General features: G+C 69.7%; 18 protein-coding genes. 10 read left to right on the forward strand and 8 right to left on the reverse strand.

The genetic code is table 11. From position 1 onward, the window contains the following. Positions 1 to 53 precede the first annotated feature (53 nt). Positions 54 to 2,105 carry a TonB family protein gene (locus VZL07_RS32620; protein ID WP_426751853.1) on the forward strand — a complete coding sequence of 684 codons (2,052 nt, stop codon included), beginning with the start codon at positions 54 to 56 and terminating at the stop codon, positions 2,103 to 2,105. Between the two features lie 154 nt (positions 2,106 to 2,259). After that, complete coding sequence (gene cglE, locus VZL07_RS32625; RefSeq protein ID WP_426751854.1) at positions 2,260 to 2,862, forward strand: adventurous gliding motility protein CglE; 603 nt, start codon at positions 2,260 to 2,262, stop codon at positions 2,860 to 2,862. A gap of 84 nt (positions 2,863 to 2,946) precedes the next feature. On the opposite strand, the gene typA is transcribed toward cglE, so the two are convergent. The 3 genes from typA to VZL07_RS32640 form a co-directional block, all read right to left on the reverse strand. Continuing rightward, on the reverse strand, positions 2,947 to 4,794 hold the full coding sequence (typA, locus tag VZL07_RS32630) for a translational GTPase TypA (RefSeq protein WP_426751855.1): 1,848 nt from the start codon (positions 4,792 to 4,794) through the stop codon (positions 2,947 to 2,949). 236 nt (positions 4,795 to 5,030) lie between these two features. Continuing rightward, complete coding sequence (locus VZL07_RS32635) at positions 5,031 to 5,972, reverse strand: alpha/beta fold hydrolase (protein WP_426751856.1); 942 nt, start codon at positions 5,970 to 5,972, stop codon at positions 5,031 to 5,033. Next, positions 5,969 to 7,552 (reverse strand): sigma 54-interacting transcriptional regulator, encoded by a 1,584-nt coding sequence (locus tag VZL07_RS32640; protein ID WP_426751857.1) that lies wholly within the window; start codon positions 7,550 to 7,552, stop codon positions 5,969 to 5,971. Before VZL07_RS32640 ends, VZL07_RS32635 begins: the two co-directional genes overlap by 4 nt. Positions 7,553 to 7,668: 116 nt before the next feature. On the opposite strand from VZL07_RS32640, the gene VZL07_RS32645 reads away from it, so the two are divergent. The 5 genes from VZL07_RS32645 (at position 7,669) to VZL07_RS32665 (ending at position 12,188) form a co-directional block, all read left to right on the forward strand. Then, the gene (locus tag VZL07_RS32645) at positions 7,669 to 8,682 is read left to right on the forward strand and encodes a cation diffusion facilitator family transporter (protein ID WP_426751858.1); all 1,014 of its coding nucleotides are present in this window, start codon (positions 7,669 to 7,671) and stop codon (positions 8,680 to 8,682) included. Positions 8,683 to 8,803: 121 nt separating this feature from the next. After that, positions 8,804 to 9,838: a hypothetical protein gene (locus VZL07_RS32650; RefSeq protein WP_426751859.1), complete on the forward strand. Its 1,035-nt coding sequence runs from the start codon at positions 8,804 to 8,806 to the stop codon at positions 9,836 to 9,838. A 26-nt stretch (positions 9,839 to 9,864) separates the two neighbouring features. Further along, entirely contained in the window at positions 9,865 to 10,422 is a 558-nt protein-coding gene (gene rsmD, locus VZL07_RS32655) for a 16S rRNA (guanine(966)-N(2))-methyltransferase RsmD (protein WP_426751860.1), read from the forward strand. A 45-nt stretch (positions 10,423 to 10,467) separates the two neighbouring features. Further along, positions 10,468 to 10,950 carry a pantetheine-phosphate adenylyltransferase gene (gene coaD / locus VZL07_RS32660; RefSeq protein WP_426751861.1) on the forward strand — a complete coding sequence of 161 codons (483 nt, stop codon included), beginning with the start codon at positions 10,468 to 10,470 and terminating at the stop codon, positions 10,948 to 10,950. 47 nt (positions 10,951 to 10,997) lie between these two features. Further along, entirely contained in the window at positions 10,998 to 12,188 is a 1,191-nt protein-coding gene (locus VZL07_RS32665) for a pyridoxal phosphate-dependent aminotransferase (protein WP_426751862.1), read from the forward strand. Positions 12,189 to 12,194: 6 nt separating this feature from the next. On the opposite strand, the gene VZL07_RS32670 is transcribed toward VZL07_RS32665, so the two are convergent. Beyond that, the gene (locus VZL07_RS32670; protein WP_426751863.1) at positions 12,195 to 13,247 is read right to left on the reverse strand and encodes a hypothetical protein; all 1,053 of its coding nucleotides are present in this window, start codon (positions 13,245 to 13,247) and stop codon (positions 12,195 to 12,197) included. Between the two features lie 123 nt (positions 13,248 to 13,370). Between VZL07_RS32670 and carB the strand changes: the two genes are divergently transcribed. After that, positions 13,371 to 16,622 (forward strand): carbamoyl-phosphate synthase large subunit, encoded by a 3,252-nt coding sequence (carB, locus tag VZL07_RS32675; protein WP_426751864.1) that lies wholly within the window; start codon positions 13,371 to 13,373, stop codon positions 16,620 to 16,622. 68 nt (positions 16,623 to 16,690) lie between these two features. Here the strand turns inward: carB and VZL07_RS32680 are convergent, their stop codons facing one another. Next, positions 16,691 to 17,782: an NADH:flavin oxidoreductase gene (locus VZL07_RS32680; RefSeq protein ID WP_426751865.1), complete on the reverse strand. Its 1,092-nt coding sequence runs from the start codon at positions 17,780 to 17,782 to the stop codon at positions 16,691 to 16,693. Positions 17,783 to 17,996: 214 nt separating this feature from the next. Between VZL07_RS32680 and VZL07_RS32685 the strand changes: the two genes are divergently transcribed. Beyond that, the gene (locus tag VZL07_RS32685; protein ID WP_426751866.1) at positions 17,997 to 19,151 is read left to right on the forward strand and encodes a fatty acid desaturase family protein; all 1,155 of its coding nucleotides are present in this window, start codon (positions 17,997 to 17,999) and stop codon (positions 19,149 to 19,151) included. A gap of 3 nt (positions 19,152 to 19,154) precedes the next feature. Here the strand turns inward: VZL07_RS32685 and VZL07_RS32690 are convergent, their stop codons facing one another. From VZL07_RS32690 to VZL07_RS32700, 3 genes are read right to left on the reverse strand one after another with little or no spacing between them, the layout of a single operon-like run. Further along, a complete protein-coding gene (locus VZL07_RS32690) occupies positions 19,155 to 19,649 on the reverse strand; it encodes an SRPBCC family protein (protein ID WP_426751867.1) in 495 nt (164 codons plus the stop codon). A gap of 24 nt (positions 19,650 to 19,673) precedes the next feature. Then, entirely contained in the window at positions 19,674 to 20,168 is a 495-nt protein-coding gene (locus tag VZL07_RS32695; RefSeq protein WP_426751868.1) for a hypothetical protein, read from the reverse strand. Positions 20,169 to 20,174: 6 nt separating this feature from the next. Next, entirely contained in the window at positions 20,175 to 20,336 is a 162-nt protein-coding gene (locus VZL07_RS32700) for a hypothetical protein (protein WP_426751869.1), read from the reverse strand. Between the two features lie 130 nt (positions 20,337 to 20,466). Here VZL07_RS32700 and VZL07_RS32705 point away from each other — a divergent pair, with 130 nt between their 5' ends. After that, positions 20,467 to 21,207, forward strand: a complete 741-nt coding sequence (locus VZL07_RS32705) for a ferritin-like domain-containing protein (RefSeq protein ID WP_426751870.1) — start codon at positions 20,467 to 20,469, stop codon at positions 21,205 to 21,207. Positions 21,208 to 21,209: the final 2 nt, after the last annotated feature.

Genomic DNA, 21,209 nt, shown 5'->3' on the forward strand with positions numbered 1-21,209 from the left:
GCAGCGGGCGGCGGCAGTCGTTCTCAGGGCGGAAGGGAAGAGGGAAAATCCTCATGGCGGCGGCGAAGAACAACGGCTTGACGCTTCGGATCACCGGGCCGGATGGCTCCACGGCGGAAGCCGTGTCGGAGGCCGAGAGCGTCATTGTGGGGTCGGGCGCTCAGGCGGCGGTGAAGATTCAGGACCCGAGGGTCTCGAACCTTCATGTGATGCTCAAGGTGGACAAGGATGGCTCGGTCACGGCCATCGACCTGGGCAGTGAAGGCGGCACGGAGGTGCGAGGGCAACGGCTGGTCCTCCCCACCGCGCTCAATCCCGGGGACGTGTTGAAGGTAGGTGGCAGCCAGGTGGAGGTGCTCTTCGGCCCCACCGCGACCGAACGGCCGCAGCCCGCGGGGGCGCGTGTGACGGGTCCGGCGTTCCAGGGCCACCTGCCGCCGGCGGCGCCCACGGGCGCGGCCCCGCGAGCGGACGTGCCGAACCTGGTTCCGGCGCCGCCGTCCATCCGGGCACCCTCGCGCCCCGTGTCCGCGGCGCTGGGCAACCGCGTCGAGCGTGTCGCGTCTCCCGGGGCGATTCCGATGGAGCCTCCCGCGGCGCCCCGGCCGATTCCGCCGGGCCTCCAGACCCGGACGACGCCGTCCACGGCTCGCACGCCCGTGTCCGCGGCGAACACCGCCGCGGCGACGCGCCGCACGGTGGCGCCGCACCTCCAGGAGCCCCTGCCTCCGGAGGCGATGCCCACGCCCGAGGCGCGCGTCCTCCAGGTCGCGCTGCTGTGGGGCGACACCATGCTGGAGGTCCAGCACTTCAAGGACGGCGTGCCCGTCACCATTGGCGAGGCGAAGAAGAACTTCTTCAACGTCTTCGCGCCGTCGGTGGGCAAGAGCCACGTGCTGGCCGTCAGCCGCAAGGAGGCGCTGGAGGTGCGCGTCCCGGCGGGGGCGCGCGCCTTCGTCACCAACCAGGGCAACGTGCGGACCAAGGACGCGCTGCGGGCCGCGGGCGCGCTCTCCGGCCAGGCCAGTGAGGACGCCGAGCAGCGCTTCACCCTGGGCCTGCATGACCGGGTCGAGGTGTCGCTGGGCACGGTCTCCTTCGTGGCGCGCTACGTGAAACCGTCCCCGGTCATCACGGCCGCGTCGCTGAAGGACTCCGACTTCACGTTCTTCAAGATTACGTCCATCTGCATGCTGGCGGGCCTGGCGGTGGTGCTGGCCATGGTGCTGACGCCGCGCCAGGAGCTGCCGCAGAGCGCGGACATCTTCGAGTCCCAGCAGCGCGTGGCGAAGTTCCTCATCACCCCGGAGAAGAAGCTGGAGGCGAAGAAGCTCCAGCTCTCCGCGCCGGAAGAGGGCGCGAAGGCGAAGGACGAGGAAGGCAAGTTCGGCAAGGAGGACGCGAAGCAGCAGGAGGCTGCGCCCTCCAAGCCCGGCACGCCGGTGGTGGACAAGAGCAAGAAGGAGAAGGACCGGCAGGCGGTGGGCAAGGCCGGTCTGCTCGGCGCGTTCAAGGGGCTGAAGGGCGGGGCCTCGGACGTGTTCGGTCCCGGCGGTTTCGGCACGGGCCTCAACAACGCGCTGGGTGGCCTGAAGGGCGGCGCGGCCATGGGTGACGCGCAGGGCGTGGGCGGCCTGGGCACGCGTGGCACGGGCAAGGGTGGTGGCGGTACCGCGCTGGGCATCGGCGGCCTGGGCACGCAGGGCACGGGGCGCGGCACGGGCGGCTCGGGTGGCATCGACCTGGGCGGCCGTGGCAAGTCCATCACCAAGGTCATCCCCGGCAAGACGACGGTGGTCGGCGGTCTCGACAAGGATGTCATCGCCAAGGTCATCCGGCGCCACCAGGGGGAGATCAAGTACTGCTACGAGTCCGAGCTGAACAAGGACCCGAGCCTCGCCGGCAAGGTGGCGGTGGCCTTCGTCATCGACCCCACGGGCGCGGTGTCCGACGCGAGTGTCTCCGAGACGACGCTGAACAACGCCGCGGCGGAGCGCTGCATGCTGTCCCGGATCCGCCGCTGGAAGTTCCCGGAGCCCAAGGGCGGCGGCGTGGTGTCGGTGACGTACCCCTGGCTCTTCTCGCCCGCGGGCGCGGGCGGGTGAGCCCCGGTAGCGGTCCCTGAAGCACCCGAGTGGCGTGGACGGAACGGTCCACGCCACTTTCGTTTTCCCCCCCACTGCCGGTTCCGCGGGGGCGTCATTAACGTCTGCGCCGCTCCCGCGTTGAGCCGGGAGGGCATGCCTGTCGGGAGGACCCGTGAAGAAGTCTCCGTTGATTGCCGCGCTCGCGCTGCTGTCGTCTCCGGTTCTTGCGGCCACGCCCCCGGAGGGGGTGGAGTTCCAGCCGCGCCGCGGCTTCTTCACCGAGACGGATATCGGCGTGTTCTTCACCCTGGGCGGGGAGAACGTCTATTCCAATGCCCAGACGTACCTTCAGCTCGGCGTGGGGTACGACCTCACGGAGAAGCTGTCGCTGGGCGCGCACTTCGGGCTCGGCTCGTCCGCGCAGAACTGCTTCGCGGGCTACCTGCCCGGCACGGAGACGTGCGCGCTGTCGGACAACTTCACCATGGCCTTCTTCAATGCGTCGGTGGCCTACCACGTGCGCGTCATGGACCGCCTCTTCCTCACGCCGAAGGTGGTGGCTGGCTATACGCGGCTGGATCCGGCGCCCGTGGACCCCGACGAGGGTGACCCGGGCCGCGCCATCAGCGCGCCCAACGCGGGCCTGGGCTTCGGCGTGGAGTACGCCACGGGCATGGACCACTTCTCCGTCGGCGCGGACCTGGTGGGCCGCTACATCATCGGGCCCAACATCACCTCCTTCGCCATCTTCCCGAAGGTGAAGTACACGTTCTGACGGTGGAAACACGAAGGGCCCGCCCCCGACGTAGTGGGAACGGGCCCTCGTGGATCCCAGCGGCGCCGGACGCGCCGCGAAGGGCTACTGGCCTTCGGCTGCGCGCTCCTCGCGCTTGCGGTCACGCTCGGCGCGGTAGCGCTCGCCCACCGCCAGCGCCTTCTTGCGCATGCGGATGGACTTGGGCGTCACCTCGACCAGCTCGTCGTCGGCGATCCACTCGAGCGCCTTCTCCAGGCTCATCTCCCGCGGCGGGGTGAGGATGACGTTCTCGTCGCGGCCGGCGGCGCGGATGTTGGTGAGCTTCTTCTCACGGCAGCAGTTCACGTTCAGCTCGGACGCGTGCGAGTGCTCGCCGATGATCATGCCCTCGTACACCGTGGTGCCGGCGCCCACGAAGAGCGTGCCGCGCTCCTGGATGCTGAAGAGCGCGTAGGGCACGGTGTCGCCCAGGCGGTCGGAGACGATGGCGCCGTTCTGCCGCTTGGGGATGTAGCCGAACCACGGCTCGTAGCCGTCGAACTGGCTGCTCATGATGCCCTCGCCACGGGTGATGGTGAGGAACTCCGAGCGGAAGCCGATGAGGCCGCGCGCGGGGATGCGGAACTGGAGGCGGGTGCGGCCCGAGCCGAGGGTGGCCATGTCCACCATGCGGCCCTTGCGGGGCCCCAGGCGCTCCGTCACCGAGCCGACGCTGTTCTCCGGCACGTCGCAGAACAGCAGCTCCATGGGCTCGTGGAGCTGGCCGTCGATCTCCTTGGTGATGGGCTCCGGGTTGGAGGCGGTCAGCTCATAGCCCTCGCGGCGCATGTTCTCGATGATGACGGCCAGGGCGAGCTCGCCGCGGCCCACCACGCGGAACGCGTCCGGCGTGTCGGTGTCCTCCACGCGGACACCCACGTTGCGGTAGGCCTCGCGGTAGAGGCGCTCACGCAGGTTGCGGGAGGTGACGAACTTGCCCTCCTTGCCCGCGAGCGGCCCGTCATTGACCTTGAAGATCATCATCATCGTGGGCTCGTCCACGGTGATGCGGGGCAGCGGCACCGGCTTCTCCACGTCGGAGATGGTGTCGCCGATGGAGATCTCCTCGATGCCGGCGATGGAGACGATTTCACCCGGACCGGCGTCCGGAATCTCCACGCGCTTCAGGCCGGAGAAGCCGTACAGCTTGACGATCTTGCCCTGCTGGATCTTGCCTCCCTCGCGGCAGACGGAGACGGGCATGTTGGAGGTGATGCGGCCGGCCTGCACGCGACCCACGGCCAGACGGCCGACGTAGTCGTCGTAGTCCAGGTTGGCGACCAGGAGCTGCAGCGACGTCTCGTCCGACTTCGGCGGCGGCGGGATGTGGTTGATGATGGCGTCGTACAGGGGCTCCAGCGTCTTGCCGGGCACGTCCAGGTCGAGCGACGCCTGACCCTGGCGGGCGATGGTGTAGAGGACGGGCATCTCCAGCTGGTGCTCGTCCGCGCCCAGGTCGATGTAGAGCGAGTACACCAGGTCCAGCACCTCCTTCGCGCGGGCGTCCTGGCGGTCGATCTTGTTGATGACCAGCACCGTCTTCAGGCCCATGGCCAGGGCCTTGCTGAGCACGAAGCGCGTCTGGGGCAGGGGACCCTCGGCGGCGTCCACCAGCAGGATGACGCCATCGACGAGGCGCAGACCACGCTCCACCTCACCACCGAAGTCGGCGTGACCCGGGGTATCGATGATGTTGATCTGCATGCCCTTGTAGTTGACCGCGGTGTTCTTCGCGAGAATGGTGATGCCCTTCTCGCGCTCGAGGTCGTTCGAGTCCATCACCCGTTCGGCGACGTGCTCGTTGGTACGGAAGGTGCCCGCCTGGCGAAGCAGGTGATCGACGAGCGTGGTCTTGCCATGGTCGACGTGGGCGACGATGGCGACGTTACGGATGTTTTCGCGAGGAATCATACGAACCGAACTGTGATGGAAGGTGGGGAACGCCCGAGGAGGCCGGGGCTTCCGAACCCCACCGGAACCCGGGAGGCGGGCGCTTATATGCCGCGAGTGCGTCCCCTGCAATGCAGCCGGAAGTCCAGCGTCCGGGCGGGCGAGATTTCACCGCGAGGTCATGGAGAAGCCCCGCCTCTGCCATCCATGAACACGGCCGGGGCGCGCGTTCCTTCCGGCAGGTCGCCTACACGGCCCTAGAGAGGCGGAGGCGGACTCACCGAGGGTGTGGGCTCGGGCGAAGGAGAGACGGTACGCACGTTCAGTCGCTCGCGGAGGAAGCGCTCGACGCGGGCCTCCACCAGCCCGGGCGCTTCAAGTGGGGCGGTGTGGGTGCCATCGGGGATGAGCTCCAGCTCGGCGCCGGGAATCCGGTCCGCCATCTCCTCGGAGATCCAACCCGGGGTGAACTTGTCCTTCCCGCCGGCCACCACCAGGGTGGGCACGCTCACATGGGGCAGGTGGTCCCAGGCGTTGTGCTCGGCCATGGAGTCCAGCGTACGCACGAAGACGACGGGGTCCATGCGGGCCAGGTGGTCGAAGTAGGGGGCCAGGTCGTTGCGGGCGATGCGCTCGCGGTTCATCTCCAGGGTGATGGCGAGCTGCACGGCCAGCTCCGTGCGCAGCAGCGTACGAATGATGCGGGCGGACGGGCCCGGGTAGTGCTCCACCACGCGGCGGATGAGGGGGAAGGCGCGCTTGAGCGCGGTGGAGTCGTGGAAGGTGTCCAGCGGGTTGCCGTAGCTGCCGCACATGAGGACGAGCCCGCAGACGCGGCTGGCGTAGCGGCGCTGGAACTCCAGCGCCACCTGGACGCCCATGGAGTGCCCGAAGAGGACGACGCGCTCCAGGCCGGTGGCGTCCAGCACCCGGCGCAGGTCGTCGCAGGTGTACAGCATGCCGATGCGGGTGCGGTCCTGCGGAACGGTGGAGCGCCCATGGCCGCGGTAGTGCCAGCGGAGCACGCGGTGGCGCCGCGTCAGGTAGGGCGCCAGGTACTTCCAGGCGAAGCCATCACAGCCCAGGCCGTCGCAGAGCACCATGCCGGGCAGGCCGTCCCCCTGGACCTGGTAGTACAGCTCCGCGCCATCCGGGACGCGCAGGCGGTCCTGGTGGAAGTACCGCGCGCTGGGGCTCATGCCTCGCCCATCTCCGCCTCGTCGTCGGGCAGGCCCTTGTCCAGGCCGTAGCGGGAGATCTTCAGGATGAGGTTGGAGCGGCTGATGCCCAGCTCCCGCGCCAGCCGGCTCTTGTTGTAGCGCGTGCGCATCAGTCCCTGCTGGATCATCTCTCGCTCCAGGGCCTCCACCGCCTCGTGCAGCTTGCCGTGGGCGCGGGGCGAGATGAAGGGGCCTCCGCCAGGAACCACCGCATCGCGGATGCGGCTGGAGATGAGCTCCGCGGGAATGGACTCCAGCTCGCCCCCCAGCACGAGCAACCGCTCGATTTCGTTCTCCAGCTCGCGGATGTTTCCGGGCCACGCGTAGGCGCTCAGGATGGCCAGGGCCTCCGGGTCCAGGCCCCGGGCGCGCTGGCCCTCGCGGTGGTGCTTGCGCAGGAAATGGTCGATGAGGACGGGCATGTCGTCCCGGCGCTCGCGCAGGGGCGGCAGCTGCACGCGGATGACGTTGATGCGGTAGTAGAGGTCCTCGCGGAACTCGCCGCGCTTGACGAGCTCGCCCAGGTCCTTGTGGGTGGCGGCGATGACGCGGACGTTGACCTCCTTGAGCTGGGTGCCGCCCACGGGCAGGAAGGTGCCCTCCTGGAGCACGCGCAGCAGCTTCACCTGGAGCGCGGCGGACATGTCGCCCACCTCGTCCAGGAAGAAGGTGCCGCCGTCGGCGACCTCGAAGAGGCCCTTCTTGTCCCGCAGCGCGCCGGTGAAGGCGCCGCGCGTGTGGCCGAAGAGGGCGCTCTCCAGCAGGTTGTCGTTGAAGGCGGAGCAGTTCTGCACCACGAAGGGCTGCTGCGCGCGCGGGCCGCTGTGGTGGATGGCGCGCGCCACCAGCTCCTTGCCGGTGCCGGACTCGCCGTTGATGAGGACGGTGGAGTCGGAGTTGGCCACCTTCTCCATCAACCGGAACACCTCCATCATGGGGCCGGAGCGCCCGATGATCTTCTCGAAGCGGTAGCGGTCGTTCAGCTCGCCGGGCAGCGCGGGCGCGTGCGTCTCCTGCTCGGCGGCCACTGCCTCGTGGTTGGCGATCTCGCTCGCCGCGCGCTCGAGGAGATCGGACAGCTTGCTCAGGTCGGCGCCGTCGAGCACCGGCACCTGATCGGACAGCGTGTCGAGGTCCGCGTGCGGCGGAGCGAACTGGCGCACCTTCGACTTGAGCACCTCCGCCTCGCGCGCGTCGAGCGGCTGGCGGGCGAAGCCCTCGACGAAGAGGAAGCCCTCGTACTCGTTGGCGATGTAGAGTGGCGCGCCCACGATGGTGAAGTTGAGGTGGCAGTCATGGACGAGCGAGCGACGCACCTTCTTGTTCGCCTTGAACTTCTCGTTCAGCACCCGGATGGACTGGCCACAGCGGCGCAGGCCCTCCTTGGACGTCAGGGCGAGCCGGCACATCGCGTTGGGGGGAGGGGTGATGTCGCCGTGCTGCCACGCATGCACCACGCCGTGCCGGTCCGCGAACGCGAGCTCCATCTGCCACCACTTGCGGATGACATCCCTGAGCATGATGATGGTGTGCAGGTTCAGATGCTTCCCGTAGTCCATCCCCACCTCCGTCGCGTCTCCCCACGCTCCGGAGCAGGGGACACCGGGCCTGGCGCCTGCCAGATTCCCGGCCTCTCATACCTCATGAATGGGCATTATCCGCACCCCTCTCTCCCGTGACTACCTCTCCCTACACCCGCGGTGAATCCGGGCATGGCCACGCGCATGACCACGGCGACGGCCATGGCCACCACCACCATCATCACGGCCACGGGCATGGGCATGGGCACGGGCACGGTCCCCGGAAGGGCGGGCTGGCGGAGGAGCGGAAGAAGGACAAGCATCGGCTCGTCTTCGCCCTGGTCCTGACGGCCACCATCGCGCTGGCGGAGGCGGTGGGCGGCTGGCTGACGAACTCGCTGGCCCTGCTCTCCGACGCGGGCCACATGCTGACGGACGTGTCCGCGCTGGCGCTGAGCCTGGTGGCGCTGTGGTTCGCGGGCAAGCCGGCGGACGTGAAGAAGACCTACGGCTACTACCGGATGGAGATCCTCAGCGCGCTGCTCAACGGCGTGCTGCTGATGGGCATCACCGGCTTCATCCTCTTCGAGGCGTGGGAGCGCGTCCGCTCGCCGACGGAGGTGAAGCTGGGGCCCATGGCCATCGTGGCGTCGGTGGGCCTCGTGGCCAACCTGGGCGCGCTGGCCTTCCTCCACCGCTCCCACTCCATGAACGTGCGCGGGGCGTTCCTCCACGTGCTGGGGGACACGCTCTCCTCGGTGGGGGTGCTCGTGGGCGCGGGCATCATGGCGTACACGGGCTGGTACGTCGTGGACCCCATCATCTCGGTGGTCATCTCCATCGTCATCGTGGTGGGCGCGGTGCGGCTCGTGCGCGACGCGGTGGACGTGCTGATGGAGGCGGTGCCGGCGCACGTGGACCTGGCGCAAATCAAGGAGCTGATGCTGCGCGCCCAGGGCGTGACGGCGGTGCATGACCTGCACGTGTGGACCATCTCCAGCGGCGTGTACGCGCTGTCCGCGCACCTGGTGGTGCAGGACCCCATGGTCTGCAACAACGACGCGATCCTCTCCGCGGTGAAGCACGACCTGTTCGACCGCTTCGGCATCGACCACACCACGATTCAAATCGAGAGCGAGACCTACGCCCACCTGGGCGAGGTCCACTGACGCCTCCGGGCCCGGGGCCCTGCCAGGGGCACCGCGGCCTGCCCGGACGCGTACCTGGGTGGACGCTCCCGGCAGCTTCGCCTTGCCTCGGGTGGCGTGGGCGGACGATTCTCCGCGCTCCATGAACCTGCTGGACAAGGTCCTGACGTTACGGCCGGGGAACACGGTGGCCCGGGTAGGCGCCGGCTCTCGCGTGCCGCTGCTCAACCCCAGGGAGCTGCTGCGTGCCCTGGAGCGGGCGCCCGCGGCACTGCCGTGTCTGCCCGTGCAGGCGAAGAGCGCCCTGCCGGGGCTGCTGCGCGCGGCGCGGGCGGAGGACGCCGTGCTGGGGCTGGCCTGCCCGCATCCCCTGTCGGACCGGGGGGCGCCCGAGCGCTTCGTGCTGGCCGCGCACCAGGCGGCGGCGGAGGCCGAGCATGCGCGGCCCTTGTTCCTCCAGGCAGGACCCATCCGGGTGGCCCGCGCGGACGCGGACACACTGGACGCGCTGCGGGACGGCATCTACCGCGTGGTGGACGCGGGCTTCGCGCTGGTGTCGCTGGACCTGTCCCGGGTGGACTCCTACGCCGCGGTGGAGGCCGTGAACGCGCTGGTGGCCCCGGTGACGGAGCGTGAGCTGGCGCTGGAGCTGACGGCGCCGGCTCCCTCCGGCGACTGGGCGGACGCGTACCGGACGCTGCTGGAGGGCTTGCGGCAGTGGCACGTGCCGGTGGACTTCATCCGCGTGCCGGAGGCCGCGCTCGGCGAGGGTGAGCCGGACGTGGCCCGGCTGCGCACGCTGGTGGACCTGGCCACGGAGTACGGCACCCGGCTGTCGGTGGGCGAGGCGGGGGCGCTGATGCCCGACGTGCTCCCCACCTATGTGGCCTCTGGCGTGCGCAAGGTGGACTGCGTGGGGGGCTTCGAGCGGCTGGCGCTCGACGCCTGGCCCGCGGAGGTCCGCGCGGGCGTGGAGGAGAAGGCCGCGGCCGCCGGGTTGCCCGCGGGCCAGCTGCTGAGCGTGCTGGAGGAGCAGCTGCCTCCGCTGGACGACGCCGCACGGGAGAAGCTGGAGGCCCTGTCCTTCATGGAGGCCACCGACGTGCTGGCCGCCCTTGGCGCCACCCGCACGGGCCAGACGTCGCTGCGCTTCCTGGCGGAGAAGCGCGGTGACTGAGGCCCAAGCGGTGTAGAAGGGGCCCCATGCGAATCGTCGCTGGCACCGCGAAGGGCCGCGCCCTGGCCGGCCCCAAGGCCACGTCACGGCACATCCGTCCCACGGCCGACCGCGTCCGGGAGACGCTCTTCAATGTGCTGGGCCAGTTCCTGGACGGCCAGCGCGTGCTGGACCTGTACGCCGGCACGGGCGCGCTGGGGCTGGAGGCCGTGTCGCGCGGCGCCGGGCAGGCGGTGCTGGTGGACCAGGACCGCGAGGCGCTCGCCCTCTGCCGTCAGAACGCAGCGTCGGTGGGGCTGGCCGGGCAGGTGGAGATTCTCGCCGCGCCGGTGACGCGGGCGCTGGAGACGCTGAAGCGGCGAGGGGAGCGCTTCGAGCTCGTCTTCGCGGATCCGCCCTACGCCGCGCGCGTGGTGGAGGCGGTGCTCGACGGCCTCGTGGCGGCGGGACTCCTGGCGCCCTCCGCCATGGTGGTGGTGGAGCACGATAAACGTGAGGCGGCACCGGAGTCGCATGCCGGGCTTAACCTGGAAGACCAGCGCCGCTTCGGGGACACGCTGGTGAGCTTCTATCGCGCGCCGTGAGCAGTCCTTGACCGGCTCTCAGGGGCATCCGAGACTTCCAGGCGCATGCCGGTCGCCATCTATCCTGGTTCCTTTGATCCGCTCACCAACGGGCACCTGAGCCTGATTCAGCGCAGCCTGAAGATGTTCGATCGGCTCATCGTCGCCATCGCGGTGAACCCGAAGAAGACGCCGCTCTTCTCCGAGGACGAGCGCCGCTCGCTGATTCGCGAGGCCGTGCAGGACGACCGTGTGGAGGTGGACGCCTTCCACGGCCTGCTGGTGGACTACGTGCGCAGCCGCAACGTGGGAGTCATCGTCCGCGGGCTGCGGGCGGTGTCGGACTTCGAATACGAGTTCCAGCTCGCGAACATGAACCGGAAGCTGGCGCCCGACGTGGAGACCGTCTTCATGATGACGGGGGAGGACTACTTCTACATCTCCTCCAACCTCGTCCGGGAGGTGGCCTCCTTCGGCGGAGACGTCACCGGGCTGGTGCCTCCCAACGTGCACGAAGGTTTGAAGGCGAAGTTCGCTGGAAGGAAGTAGCGGGCAGGCCTCTTGTTCGGCGTGGTGCTCCGCGTTAGGCAGGGGACATGAAACTCGCTCGCCGGCTCCAGGCCATCAAGCCGTCTCCGACGCTCGCTCTCAACTCGCGCGCCAAGGCGCTCGCCGCCAAGGGTGTGGACGTGGTGGTGCTGGCCGCGGGAGAGCCCGACTTCGACACTCCGGAGTACGTGAAGCAGGCCGCGGTGGACGCGCTGCGGGCGGGCTTCACCAAGTACACCGCCACCAACGGCATCCTCGAGCTGCGCGAGGCCATCTGCGCCAAGCTCGAGCGGGACAACAACCTGCGGTACACGCCGGACCAGGTGCTCGTCACGTCGGGTGGCAAGCAGGCGCTCTACAACTTCTGCCAGGCAGCGCTGGAGGAGGGGGACGAGGTCATCGTCTTCGCGCCCTTCTGGGTCAGCTACCCGGACATGGTGCGGCTGGCGGGCGCCACGCCCGTCATCGTCTCCACGCGGGAAGAGGACGGCTTCGCGCCGGACCCGGACGCCATCCGCCGCGCGCTGACGCCGCGCACGCGCGCCGTCATCATCAACAGCCCCGGCAACCCGACGGGCGCCGTCTACTCGCGCGCCGCGCTGGAGCGCATCGCCGAGGTGCTGCGTCCCCACGACTGCCTCATCGTCACCGACGACATCTACGAGAAGCTGCTCTACACGGACGAGCGCCTGGGCATCAGCGACGTGGCGCCGGACCTGGTGCCGCGGCTCGTCGTGGTGAACGGCATGAGCAAGGCGTACTCCATGACGGGCTGGCGCATGGGGTACGTCGCCGGGCCCAAGCCGCTGGTGTCCGCCATGCAGATGGTGCAGGACCAGTCCACCTCCAACGCCTCGTCCATTGGCCAGAAGGCCGCGCTGGCGGCGCTCCAGGGGCCGCCGGACACCCTCGCCGCCATGGTGAAGGAGTACCGCGAGCGCCGTGACTTCTTCGTCGCGGGGCTCAACGCGCTGGACGGCGTGCGCTGCCGGATGCCCGAGGGCGCCTTCTACGCCTTCGCGGACGTGCGCGGCCTGCTGGGGCGCTCCTACAAGGGCAAGCCGGTGACGTCCGCGATGCAGCTGTCCGAGATTCTCCTGGACGACTTCCGCGTCGCCGCGGTGCCGGGCGAGCCCTTCGGCGCGGAGGGCTACATCCGCATGAGCTTCGTCACCTCGCGCGAGGTGCTGCAGAAGGGCCTGACCCGCCTGGGCGAGCTGGTCAAGGCCCTGAGCTGACGCGCATCAGTCCGTGTACGCGAAGGCGCGGTACTCTTCGCGATACAGGCGGTACACGAGGACGGCGGGGCGGCCGGAGAGGTTGCCCACCGCGGTCCAGACTTCCTTCGGATTGCGCAGGTCCAGCCCCAGCCGCGCGGGGGCCTTGCCGTACTTCTTCTCCATGGCCTCCAGCGGCATCACCTCGATGTCGTAGAGGGTGACGAGGTCCGTGCGCTTCAGGCGGAGCTGCTTCACCCAGGCGGACACGAGCTCCTCGGGGGTGGCGTAGCGCTCCGACTCCAGGCTGAAGGGGTAGAGCAGCTCATTGGACGCCGAGCGCACGTCCCCGGTCAGCAGGCTCTCGAAGAGGAAGCGGGCGTCCGCCTGGATGTCGCGGCGGATCTGCTCCTCGGGCGAGAGGGGCGGCGTCTCCGGAACGGGCTCGCGCTTCAGGTCCAGGATTCCAGGTGGGAGCCCCGGTGGCGGTGAGCCAGCAGGGGGTGGTGTGGGCGCGGCCGCCTGGGTGGGGGCGGAAGCCGCCGATGGCTTCTGGGGCGCTGGCGCGGCGACCTTGGCAGCCGCGGGAACGGCCATGGCACCGGCTTGCCCGGAGGGCACCTCGGCGACGGCGGGCTTCGCTGACGGCCCGGTCTTCCCGGCGGGAGAGGGGTGCACGGCCGCCGCAGGCCTGGCGGCAGGGGCTCCCGCCGTGCCAGCGGTCGTCTCGGCCGCGGCGGGCTGCGCGGAAGTGGCGGTCCTGGCGGCAGGGGCCTCGGCCTTGCCGGAGGGTGCCTCGCCCGCGGCGGGCTGCGCGGAAGCGGCGGTCTTCGCGGCAGGGGCCTCGGGCTTGCTGGAGGACGCGGGCTGCTCGGCGGTATCAGCGGCGCCCGCGGCCTTTGCGGGGGAAGCGGTCTGTTCGGTGGTGGCGGCGGACGCCCCAGGCTTGGCCGCGGGCGCCTCCGCCGCGGCGGGTGTGGGCGCCGCGGGCGCGGCGCCTTCGGGCGCGGGTGCGGCGGCATCCTGGGCGAGGGCAGGAGAAGCGAGCGAAACGAGCAGTGCCAGGGACCAGTGGCGCATGGGACCTCCGTGGGCGGCGGAGCCTACCAGAGGACCGTGCCCAGGCACGTGCGTGCATGCCGAGCAGGCGGCCTCAACACAGTCCTCGCATGTGGGGGCGGACGTTGGTATGGGGGCGCCCCGATGCCCAAGCGTACCGATATCCGCAAGGTTCTGGTGATTGGCTCGGGTCCGATTGTCATCGGGCAGGCCGTCGAGTTCGACTACTCCGGTACACAAGCCATCAAGGCGCTCCGGGACGAAGGCGTGGAGGTGGTGCTGCTCAACAGCAACCCCGCCACCGTGATGACGGACCCTGAGTTCGCGCATCGCACCTACATCGAGCCGATTACCGTGGAGGCGGCGGAGCGCATCCTCGCCTCGGAGCGGCCGGACTCGCTGCTGCCCACCATGGGAGGCCAGACGGCGCTCAACCTCGCCAAGGCGCTGGCGGAGCAGGGCATCCTGGAGAAGTACGGGGTGCGCCTCATCGGCGCGTCGCTGGAGGCCATCAACAAGGCCGAGGACCGTCAGCTCTTCAAGGCGGCCATGCAGAAGATTGGCGTGGCGCTGCCCAAGAGCGGGTACGCGACGACGCTGGATCAGGCCATGAAGCTTGTGGAGGACATCGGCTTCCCGGCCATCATCCGGCCGTCCTTCACGCTGGGCGGCACGGGCGGCGGCATCGCGTACAACCGCGAGGAGTTCGAGACCATCTGCCGCGCGGGCCTCAAGGCCAGCCCCACCACCACCATCCTGGTGGAGGAGAGCGTGCTGGGCTGGAAGGAGTACGAGCTCGAGGTGGTCCGCGACACGGCGGACAACGTCATCATCGTCTGCTCCATCGAGAACCTGGACCCCATGGGCGTGCACACCGGTGACTCCATCACCGTGGCGCCCGCGCAGACGCTGACGGACCGCGAGTACCAGCGGATGCGGCAGGCGTCGCTGGCCATCATCCGGGAGATTGGCGTCGACACGGGCGGCTCCAACATCCAGTTCGGCATCAACCCGAAGGACGGCCGCATGGTCGTCATCGAGATGAACCCCCGCGTGTCGCGCTCCAGCGCGCTGGCGTCGAAGGCGACGGGCTACCCCATCGCGAAGATCGCCGCGAAGCTGGCGCTGGGCTACACGCTGGACGAGCTGCGCAACGACATCACCCGCGACACGCCGGCCTCGTTCGAGCCGACGCTGGACTACGTGGTGGTGAAGGTGCCGCGCTTCAACTTCGAGAAGTTCCCGCACGCGGACCGGACGCTGACCACCAGCATGCGCTCGGTGGGCGAGGTGATGGCCATTGGCCGCACCTTCCCCGAGGCGTACATGAAGGCGCTGCGCTCCATGGAGCTGGGCCGCGTGGGCCTGGAGTCGCCCGAGCTGCCCACGGAGAAGGAGGAGCGGGAGAAGGTGCTGCGCGAGGCGCTGCGCATCCCGCGTCCCGAGCGCCCCTGGTACGTGGCCCAGGCCTTCCGCGAGGGCCTGACGGTGGAGGACGTGCACGCGCTGTCCGCCATCGACCCCTGGTTCCTGCGCTACATCCAGATGCTGGTGAACGAGGCGCAGTCGCTCCAGGAGTACGGCCGCCTGGACCAGCTCCCGGACGAGGTGCTCCGGCAGGCCAAGGCCCACGGCTTCTCCGACAAGTACCTGGGCAAGCTCCTGGGCTACCCGGAGGACGAGGTGCGGGCGCACCGGCACGCGCGCAACATCCGGCCCGTCTTCAAGCGGGTGGACACCTGCGCCGCGGAGTTCGAGGCGTACACGCCGTACCTGTACTCCACCTACGAGGAGGAGGACGAGGCGCCCCCCACGGACCGGCAGAAGGTGCTCATCCTGGGCAGCGGCCCCATCCGCATCGGCCAGGGCATCGAGTTCGACTACGCGTGCGTCCACGCCGCCTTCGCGCTGCGCGAGGCCGGGTTCGAGACGGTGATGGTCAACTGCAACCCGGAGACGGTGTCCACGGACTACGACACGTCGGACCGCCTCTACTTCGAGCCGCTGACCATCGAGGACGTGCTCGAGGTGTCGCAGCGCGAGAAGCCGGTGGGCGCCATCGTCCAGTTCGGCGGCCAGACACCGCTGCGCATCTCCGTGCCGCTGGAGAAGGCGGGCCTGCCCATCCTGGGCACGCCGCCGGACGCCATCGACCGCGCGGAGGACCGCGAGCGCTTCTCCAAGCTCATCGAGAAGCTGGGCCTGAAGCAGCCGGAGAACGGCGTCGCGCGCAGCCACGCGGAGGCCTTCAAGGTGGCCGAGCGCATCGGCTATCCCGTCATGGTGCGGCCCTCCTACGTGCTGGGCGGCCGGGCCATGGAGACCGTCTACGACGTGGCCAGCCTGGAGCGCTACATGCGCGAGGCGGTCAGCGCGTCGCCCGAGCACCCGGTGCTCATCGACCGCTTCCTGAAGGACGCCATCGAGGTGGACCTGGACCTGGTGGCGGACCGCACGGGCGCGGTGATGATTGGCGGCGTGCTGGAGCACATCCAGGAGGCGGGCGTGCACTCGGGTGACGCCGCGGCCACGCTGCCGCCGCACTCGCTGTCGCCGGACCTGGTGGAGCGGATGAAGGACCAGGCCATCGCCCTGGCGCGCGAGCTGGGCGTGGTGGGCCTGATGAACGTGCAGTTCGCCATCCAGGGGAAGACCATCTACATCCTGGAGGTGAACCCGCGCGCGAGCCGCACGGTGCCCTTCATCTCCAAGGCCACCGGCGTGGCGATGGCGAAGATTGCCGCGCTGTGCATGGTGGGCAAGACGCTCCAGGAGCTGGGCGCCACGCAGGAGCCGGAGTTCAAGCACGTGGCGGTGAAGGAGAGCGTGTTCCCCTTCGCGCGCTTCGCGGGCGTGGACGTCATCCTGGGCCCGGAGATGAAGTCCACGGGCGAGGTGATGGGCCTGGCGAACGACTACGCGTCGGCCTTCGCCAAGAGCCAGCTCGCCGCGGGCGTGAAGCTGCCCAAGAGCGGCAAGGTGTTCATCTCCGTCAAGGACGAGGACAAGCCGGCGGTGGTGGATCTGGCCCGGCGCCTGCGCAGCATGGGCTATTCGCTCGTCGCCACCAGCGGCACCCACGCCTACCTGGCGACGAAGGGCATCGAGACGCAGGTGGTGCAGAAGGTGAAGGAGGGCCGCCCGAACATCGTCGACAAGATTGTCGACGGCGAAATCGTGCTGGTCATCAACACCACCTTCGGCAAGCAGGAGATCGCGGACAGCTTCTCCATCCGCCGCGAGTCGCTGATGCACTCGGTGCCGTACTACACGACGGTGCAGGCGGCGCGCATGGCGGTGGGCGCGCTGGAGGCGCTCAAGCGCACGGAGCTGGAGGTGAAGCCGCTCCAGGAGCACCTGGGCATCAGCGCGGCGCCCGTGGGCGCCCGGCGCTGACGGTCCGCCCTGTCTGAAGCACGCGGCCCCGCTCCTCCTGGGAGTGGGGCCGTCTGCGTTTCAGGGGCCTACGCAGAGACCGAGGTGTCTTGCACGAAGTCGCGCCAGTTGCGCATGTAGTTCACGAAGACGTCGGACAGGCCCTCGGCATGGAGCGTGGAGGGGGACAGCGGCGGCACCTGGAGCGCGTCGCCTCGCTGGACGCGCCGGGGCCAGTCGTGGTTCGCGATGGCCGCGCGGCCCACGGCGACGGCATCCGCGCCGCGCGCAAGCTGGGCGTCCGCCTCCTCGCGCGTCCGCACCTCGCCCGCGACGACGATGCGCATGTCTGGGCCCACGGCCTGTCGGAAGAGCGGTGTCGCGTGCTGGTCCGGCCGCTTCTGGGTGTTGAGGGCCGCCTTCCACAGGGACAGGTGGAGGATGTCCACGCCCTCGCTCTTGAGCATCCGGGCGACCTCCAGCGATTCGTCCAGGTCGATGCCCCGGGCCTGCCTCGCGTCCTCCGGTGACAGCCGTACGGCGAGCACCAGCGAGGGGGCCGCGCGCCGCACCGCGCGGACCGTCTCCTGGAGCAGGCGCCAGCGGTTCTCCAGCGAGCCGCCCCAGCGGTCCTTGCGGCGGTTGAAGACGTTGCTCAGGAACTGTGAGAGCAGGTAGCCGTGCGCGCCGTGGAGCTCCACGGCGTCGAAGCCGGCTTCGGCACAGCGGCGCGCTGCATTCGCGAAGGCGGCGATGGTTCCCTCGATGTCGGCCTCGGTGCCTTCGCGGCAGTGGAGCCCTTCACCGTCGTAGGCGCTCGCGCTCCACACCTCGCGCTGGCTGACTTCGGCGTTGGCGCGCAGCCCGCCATGGAACAACTGAGCGGACAGCAGGGCGCCCCCTTCGTGGATGCGCGCGGCGAGGCGCTTCAGGCCCGGCAGCATCGCGTCGTCGTGCACGCCCAGCTCGCCCGGCCAGGTCTTTCCGTCCTGCGAGACGTACGCGGCGCACGTCTCCACCATGCCGAACCCGCCGTCGGCGCGCATCGCCAGGAAGCGCAGCTCCGCGTCGGAGAGCGTGCCATCCGGATGACTCTGGGTGTTCGTCAGAGGCGCAAGCCAGATGCGGTTGGGCGCGATGATGTTCTTTCTCAGCTCGAGGGGGGCGAACAGGTCCGTCATGTCGGCATCTCGCTTTCGTCATGTGGGGGCGCCTTGGCCGCCGGACATGGGGCGCAGCGTATAACCTGTGACTTCCGGTGCCGCATGACCCGCGCCGAAAGCAGCGGCCGAGGGGAAAGGGCGGCTGGACGCCCGCGGACCCTGGCGGCTACCGTGCGCGCCGCACCGTTCCCTCCCATCCCGCGTCTACCCCCGTGACCGAGGAGAACCCCTCATGCCGTCCCAGGCCGCCCCCGACTTCGACATCTCCTCCGTGGACGTGGAGGGCTTTCTCCGCGAGCTGAAGGCGCTGCGCGAGCAGGTGGACGCCTCGCTGGGAGAGGCGGACGCCGCACACCTGCGGAAGATCGAACGCTGGGGCCGCACGGCGACGCTGCTGGGGGCGGCCACCTGCTGGATTGCACCGAACCCATTCAGCGCCGCGGCGCTCAGTGTGGGGCGGTCCACGCGCTGGCTCCTGATGCACCATGTGGGGCACCGGGGCTATGACCGCGTCCCCGGTCTTCCCGCGTCTCGAATGGGCAAGGGCTTCGCCAAGGGGCGGCGCCGCTACCTGGACTGGCTGGACTGGATGCTGCCGGAGGCCTGGGTGTTCGAGCACAACGTGCTCCACCACTCGCACACCGGCGAGGACGCGGATCCGGACCTCCTGGAGCGCAACGCGGAGGGCACGCTGCGCAACCCGGAGCGGCCCCTGGCGATTCGGTACGCCCAGCTCGCGCTCCTCGCGCTCACGTGGCGGGCCAGCTACTACGCGCCGGAGACGCTGAGCTCGCTGCGCCGCAAGGGTCGGCGCAAGGGTGGGGCGCTGACGCGCGAGGAGCTGAAGGAGCTGCTGCTGCGCTGCTACCTCCCGTACTCGGCGGTGCAGTTCGGCCTGTTCCCCGCGCTCTACCTGGTGCTGGGCCCCTGGGCTTCGTTCAGCGCGTTCTGCAACTCGGTGATGGCCGACGTCCTCACCAGCCTGCACACGTTCCTGGTGGTCGGGCCCAACCACACGGGCGAGGACCTCTACCGCTTCGACTCGAAGCCGGAGAGCCGGGGCGAGCGCTACGTGCAGCAGGTGATTGGCAGCGCGAACTACCGGACGGGCGGCGACCTGAACGACTTCGCCCACCTGTGGCTGAACTATCAAATCGAGCACCACATCTGGCCGGACCTGCCCATGCTGAAGTACCGGGAGGTCCAGCCGAAGGTGCGCGAGCTCTGCGAGAAGTACGGCGTCCCGTACGTGCAGGAGAGCGTCTGGACGCGCGCGAAGAAGATGGTGGATGTCGTGGTGGGCAAGGCCTCCATGCGGAGGCTCGCCCCGAAGCGCCGGGCCGTGGAGGCCGTTGAGCCCCCCGTGGCTGCCGCGCCCGCGGCGTGAAGCTCAGCGCGTCGACGATTCGACGAAGGCCGCGAGGTTCGCCAGGGTCGAGGTCAGACCGGCGATGTGGTCTTCCTGGCGGACGCCCTCGGGCACGTTCTCACAGATGACCGAGACCTCGGTGCCCCCGGGCGTCGGGGCCAGCTTCCAGGTCATGGTCATCGTGCCCGCGAAGGCCGGGTCGTCCGACTCGAACTCGAACCGCTGCACGACGCGTTCGTTCGGGACCAGCTCCACGAACCGACCGTTGACGACGTCCTCGTTGGCCGACGTCTTCCCGGGCGCCGTGTGCTCTGGGCGCTCGTACGTCAGCGTCATCCGATACGTCCCGCCCGCTCGTGGCTCGAACACGTGCATGTGGCCCTTCATCCCCTCGGGGGGAAGCCAGGAGGCCACCGCCGCGGCGTCCACGAACGCGCGATAGAGCGTGTCCACGGGTGCCGCGATGACTCGCGAAGCAGCGTCGATTCTCTTTCCGGAGCCAGATGGACTCGTCATGGGGGCTGTTCCTCGGTGGTCTCGCTAGGCGCGCCGCTGGCGCGCGGACGCGGTGGTGCGCTCCAGCGTCTTCTGGGGCGGGACCTGCTCGGCATCGCGACGAACGGCCTCCACGTCCACCACGCGGACGCCGTCCGGAGGAACGGGCGGGCCCAGCGTCACCACGAGCACGCGATAGGATTCCTCCAGCCGTTTGTGCAGCTTGGTGAAGACCTGCTGCGCGGTGCCGGGCATGTCCTCGGTGTAGGTGAAGTACCAGCGCAGCTCTTCCAGGCGGCCGTAGAAGTGGTCCACCACGGCTTGTTCCTGTTCGGGCAGATGGATGAGCTGGTCGAACGCGCCGTCCGCATAGCGAGAGGCGATGGCCTCCAGCAGGGGCTCGCGGCTGCGCAGGCGCGAGAAGAGGGCGAACATCTCATCCCGGCGCGCATCGAGCCGGCGCATGATGCCCGCGGCGTCCATCGCGAGCAGGTTTCGGACGCGGGAGGCCATTTCATCGGCCTTCTTGCGACGAGCCATGGGGCCTCAGCGTAGCATCAGTGGACCGCAGCAGGCGGCCTGGCACACGAGCCGCGGGTTGCGGAAGCCGATGACCTCGATGTCGCCGGTGGACTCCTCGAAGCGGCCGGCCAGGTGGCCCGCGGCGCTCGCGACGGCGACCGTGCAATGCCCGACGTGATGACTCACCGCGACACGGTATTCCCCGTGGCCGGAACGGTGGCCACGTCGGGTAGGCTCGGGCAAGCGAGGCCACCATGAAAGACGATCCCGACGGCGGATGTTCGACGGTGCAGGGCATGCTTCGGAGGCCGGGCCGATGAGGACGGCACATCCGGTGTCGCTGCCCGAAGGACTCCGGCGGCTCGTGGCGGAGACGTGGGCCTCTCGCCGCCAGGAGGAACTGGACGCGGCGCTGCGCTTCGCCCGCCTCGCGGACGCGCTCGAGAAGCTGGGCGCCCCCGAGTCCCTGGTCGGGCTGGCGCGTCGCGCGGCGGAGGACGAACGCCGCCACGCAGGCATGTGCGAGCTGATGGCGCGCACCTACGGTCAGGAGGTGCTGTCTCCTGTCCCGGTGTCCGCACGAGAGACGGCGCCACCGGAGCTGAGCTTCCCGGAACAGGTGCTGTACGAAGTGGTCGCCGCGTGCTGCATCTCGGAGACGGAGAGCACGGCGGGCCTGACGTCGGTCCTGGCGGTGGAGGGGCCCCCGCGGGTGCGCGCGGTGCTCCGGGACATCCTCCGGGACGAGGTCGCCCACAGTCGGCTCGGGTGGGCGTACCTCGCTCACGCGTCCAGGGAGGGCTCGGTGGCGTTCCTGGCACCGCTGGTGCCCGCGATGCTGGAGCAGAGCGTGTCCCCCAGGCTCTTCGCCAAGGATGCGCCCGAGGCCGAAAGTCCCATCCTCCTGGCGCACGGCGTCCTTCCGCATGCGCGCAAGGTCGAGGTCTTCGTTCAAGCCCTGCGGGACGTCGTGTTCCCGGGCCTGGAACGCTGCGGAGTGGACACGTCGCATGGCCGCCAGTGGGCGGAGCACCAGCGCGTGTCCGGAGCGGCGTGAGC

Source organism: Pseudomyxococcus flavus (assembly GCF_050038885.1).
Classification (GTDB): Bacteria; Myxococcota; Myxococcia; order Myxococcales; family Myxococcaceae; genus Myxococcus; species Myxococcus flavus.

Excerpts from the sequence above, each read along its gene's own strand:
- VZL07_RS32620 (WP_426751853.1), top strand. The coding sequence starts at position 54 with ATGGCGGCGGCGAAGAACAACGGCTTGACGCTTCGGATCACCGGGCCG.
- typA (WP_426751855.1), bottom strand. The coding sequence starts at position 4,794 with ATGATTCCTCGCGAAAACATCCGTAACGTCGCCATCGTCGCCCACGTC.
- VZL07_RS32635 (WP_426751856.1), bottom strand. The coding sequence starts at position 5,972 with ATGAGCCCCAGCGCGCGGTACTTCCACCAGGACCGCCTGCGCGTCCCG.
- VZL07_RS32640 (WP_426751857.1), bottom strand. The coding sequence starts at position 7,552 with ATGGACTACGGGAAGCATCTGAACCTGCACACCATCATCATGCTCAGG.
- VZL07_RS32650 (WP_426751859.1), top strand. The coding sequence starts at position 8,804 with ATGAACCTGCTGGACAAGGTCCTGACGTTACGGCCGGGGAACACGGTG.
- rsmD (WP_426751860.1), top strand. The coding sequence starts at position 9,865 with ATGCGAATCGTCGCTGGCACCGCGAAGGGCCGCGCCCTGGCCGGCCCC.
- coaD (WP_426751861.1), top strand. The coding sequence starts at position 10,468 with ATGCCGGTCGCCATCTATCCTGGTTCCTTTGATCCGCTCACCAACGGG.
- VZL07_RS32665 (WP_426751862.1), top strand. The coding sequence starts at position 10,998 with ATGAAACTCGCTCGCCGGCTCCAGGCCATCAAGCCGTCTCCGACGCTC.
- VZL07_RS32670 (WP_426751863.1), bottom strand. The coding sequence starts at position 13,247 with ATGCGCCACTGGTCCCTGGCACTGCTCGTTTCGCTCGCTTCTCCTGCC.
- carB (WP_426751864.1), top strand. The coding sequence starts at position 13,371 with ATGCCCAAGCGTACCGATATCCGCAAGGTTCTGGTGATTGGCTCGGGT.
- VZL07_RS32680 (WP_426751865.1), bottom strand. The coding sequence starts at position 17,782 with ATGACGGACCTGTTCGCCCCCCTCGAGCTGAGAAAGAACATCATCGCG.
- VZL07_RS32685 (WP_426751866.1), top strand. The coding sequence starts at position 17,997 with ATGCCGTCCCAGGCCGCCCCCGACTTCGACATCTCCTCCGTGGACGTG.
- VZL07_RS32690 (WP_426751867.1), bottom strand. The coding sequence starts at position 19,649 with ATGACGAGTCCATCTGGCTCCGGAAAGAGAATCGACGCTGCTTCGCGA.
- VZL07_RS32695 (WP_426751868.1), bottom strand. The coding sequence starts at position 20,168 with ATGGCTCGTCGCAAGAAGGCCGATGAAATGGCCTCCCGCGTCCGAAAC.
- VZL07_RS32705 (WP_426751870.1), top strand. The coding sequence starts at position 20,467 with ATGAGGACGGCACATCCGGTGTCGCTGCCCGAAGGACTCCGGCGGCTC.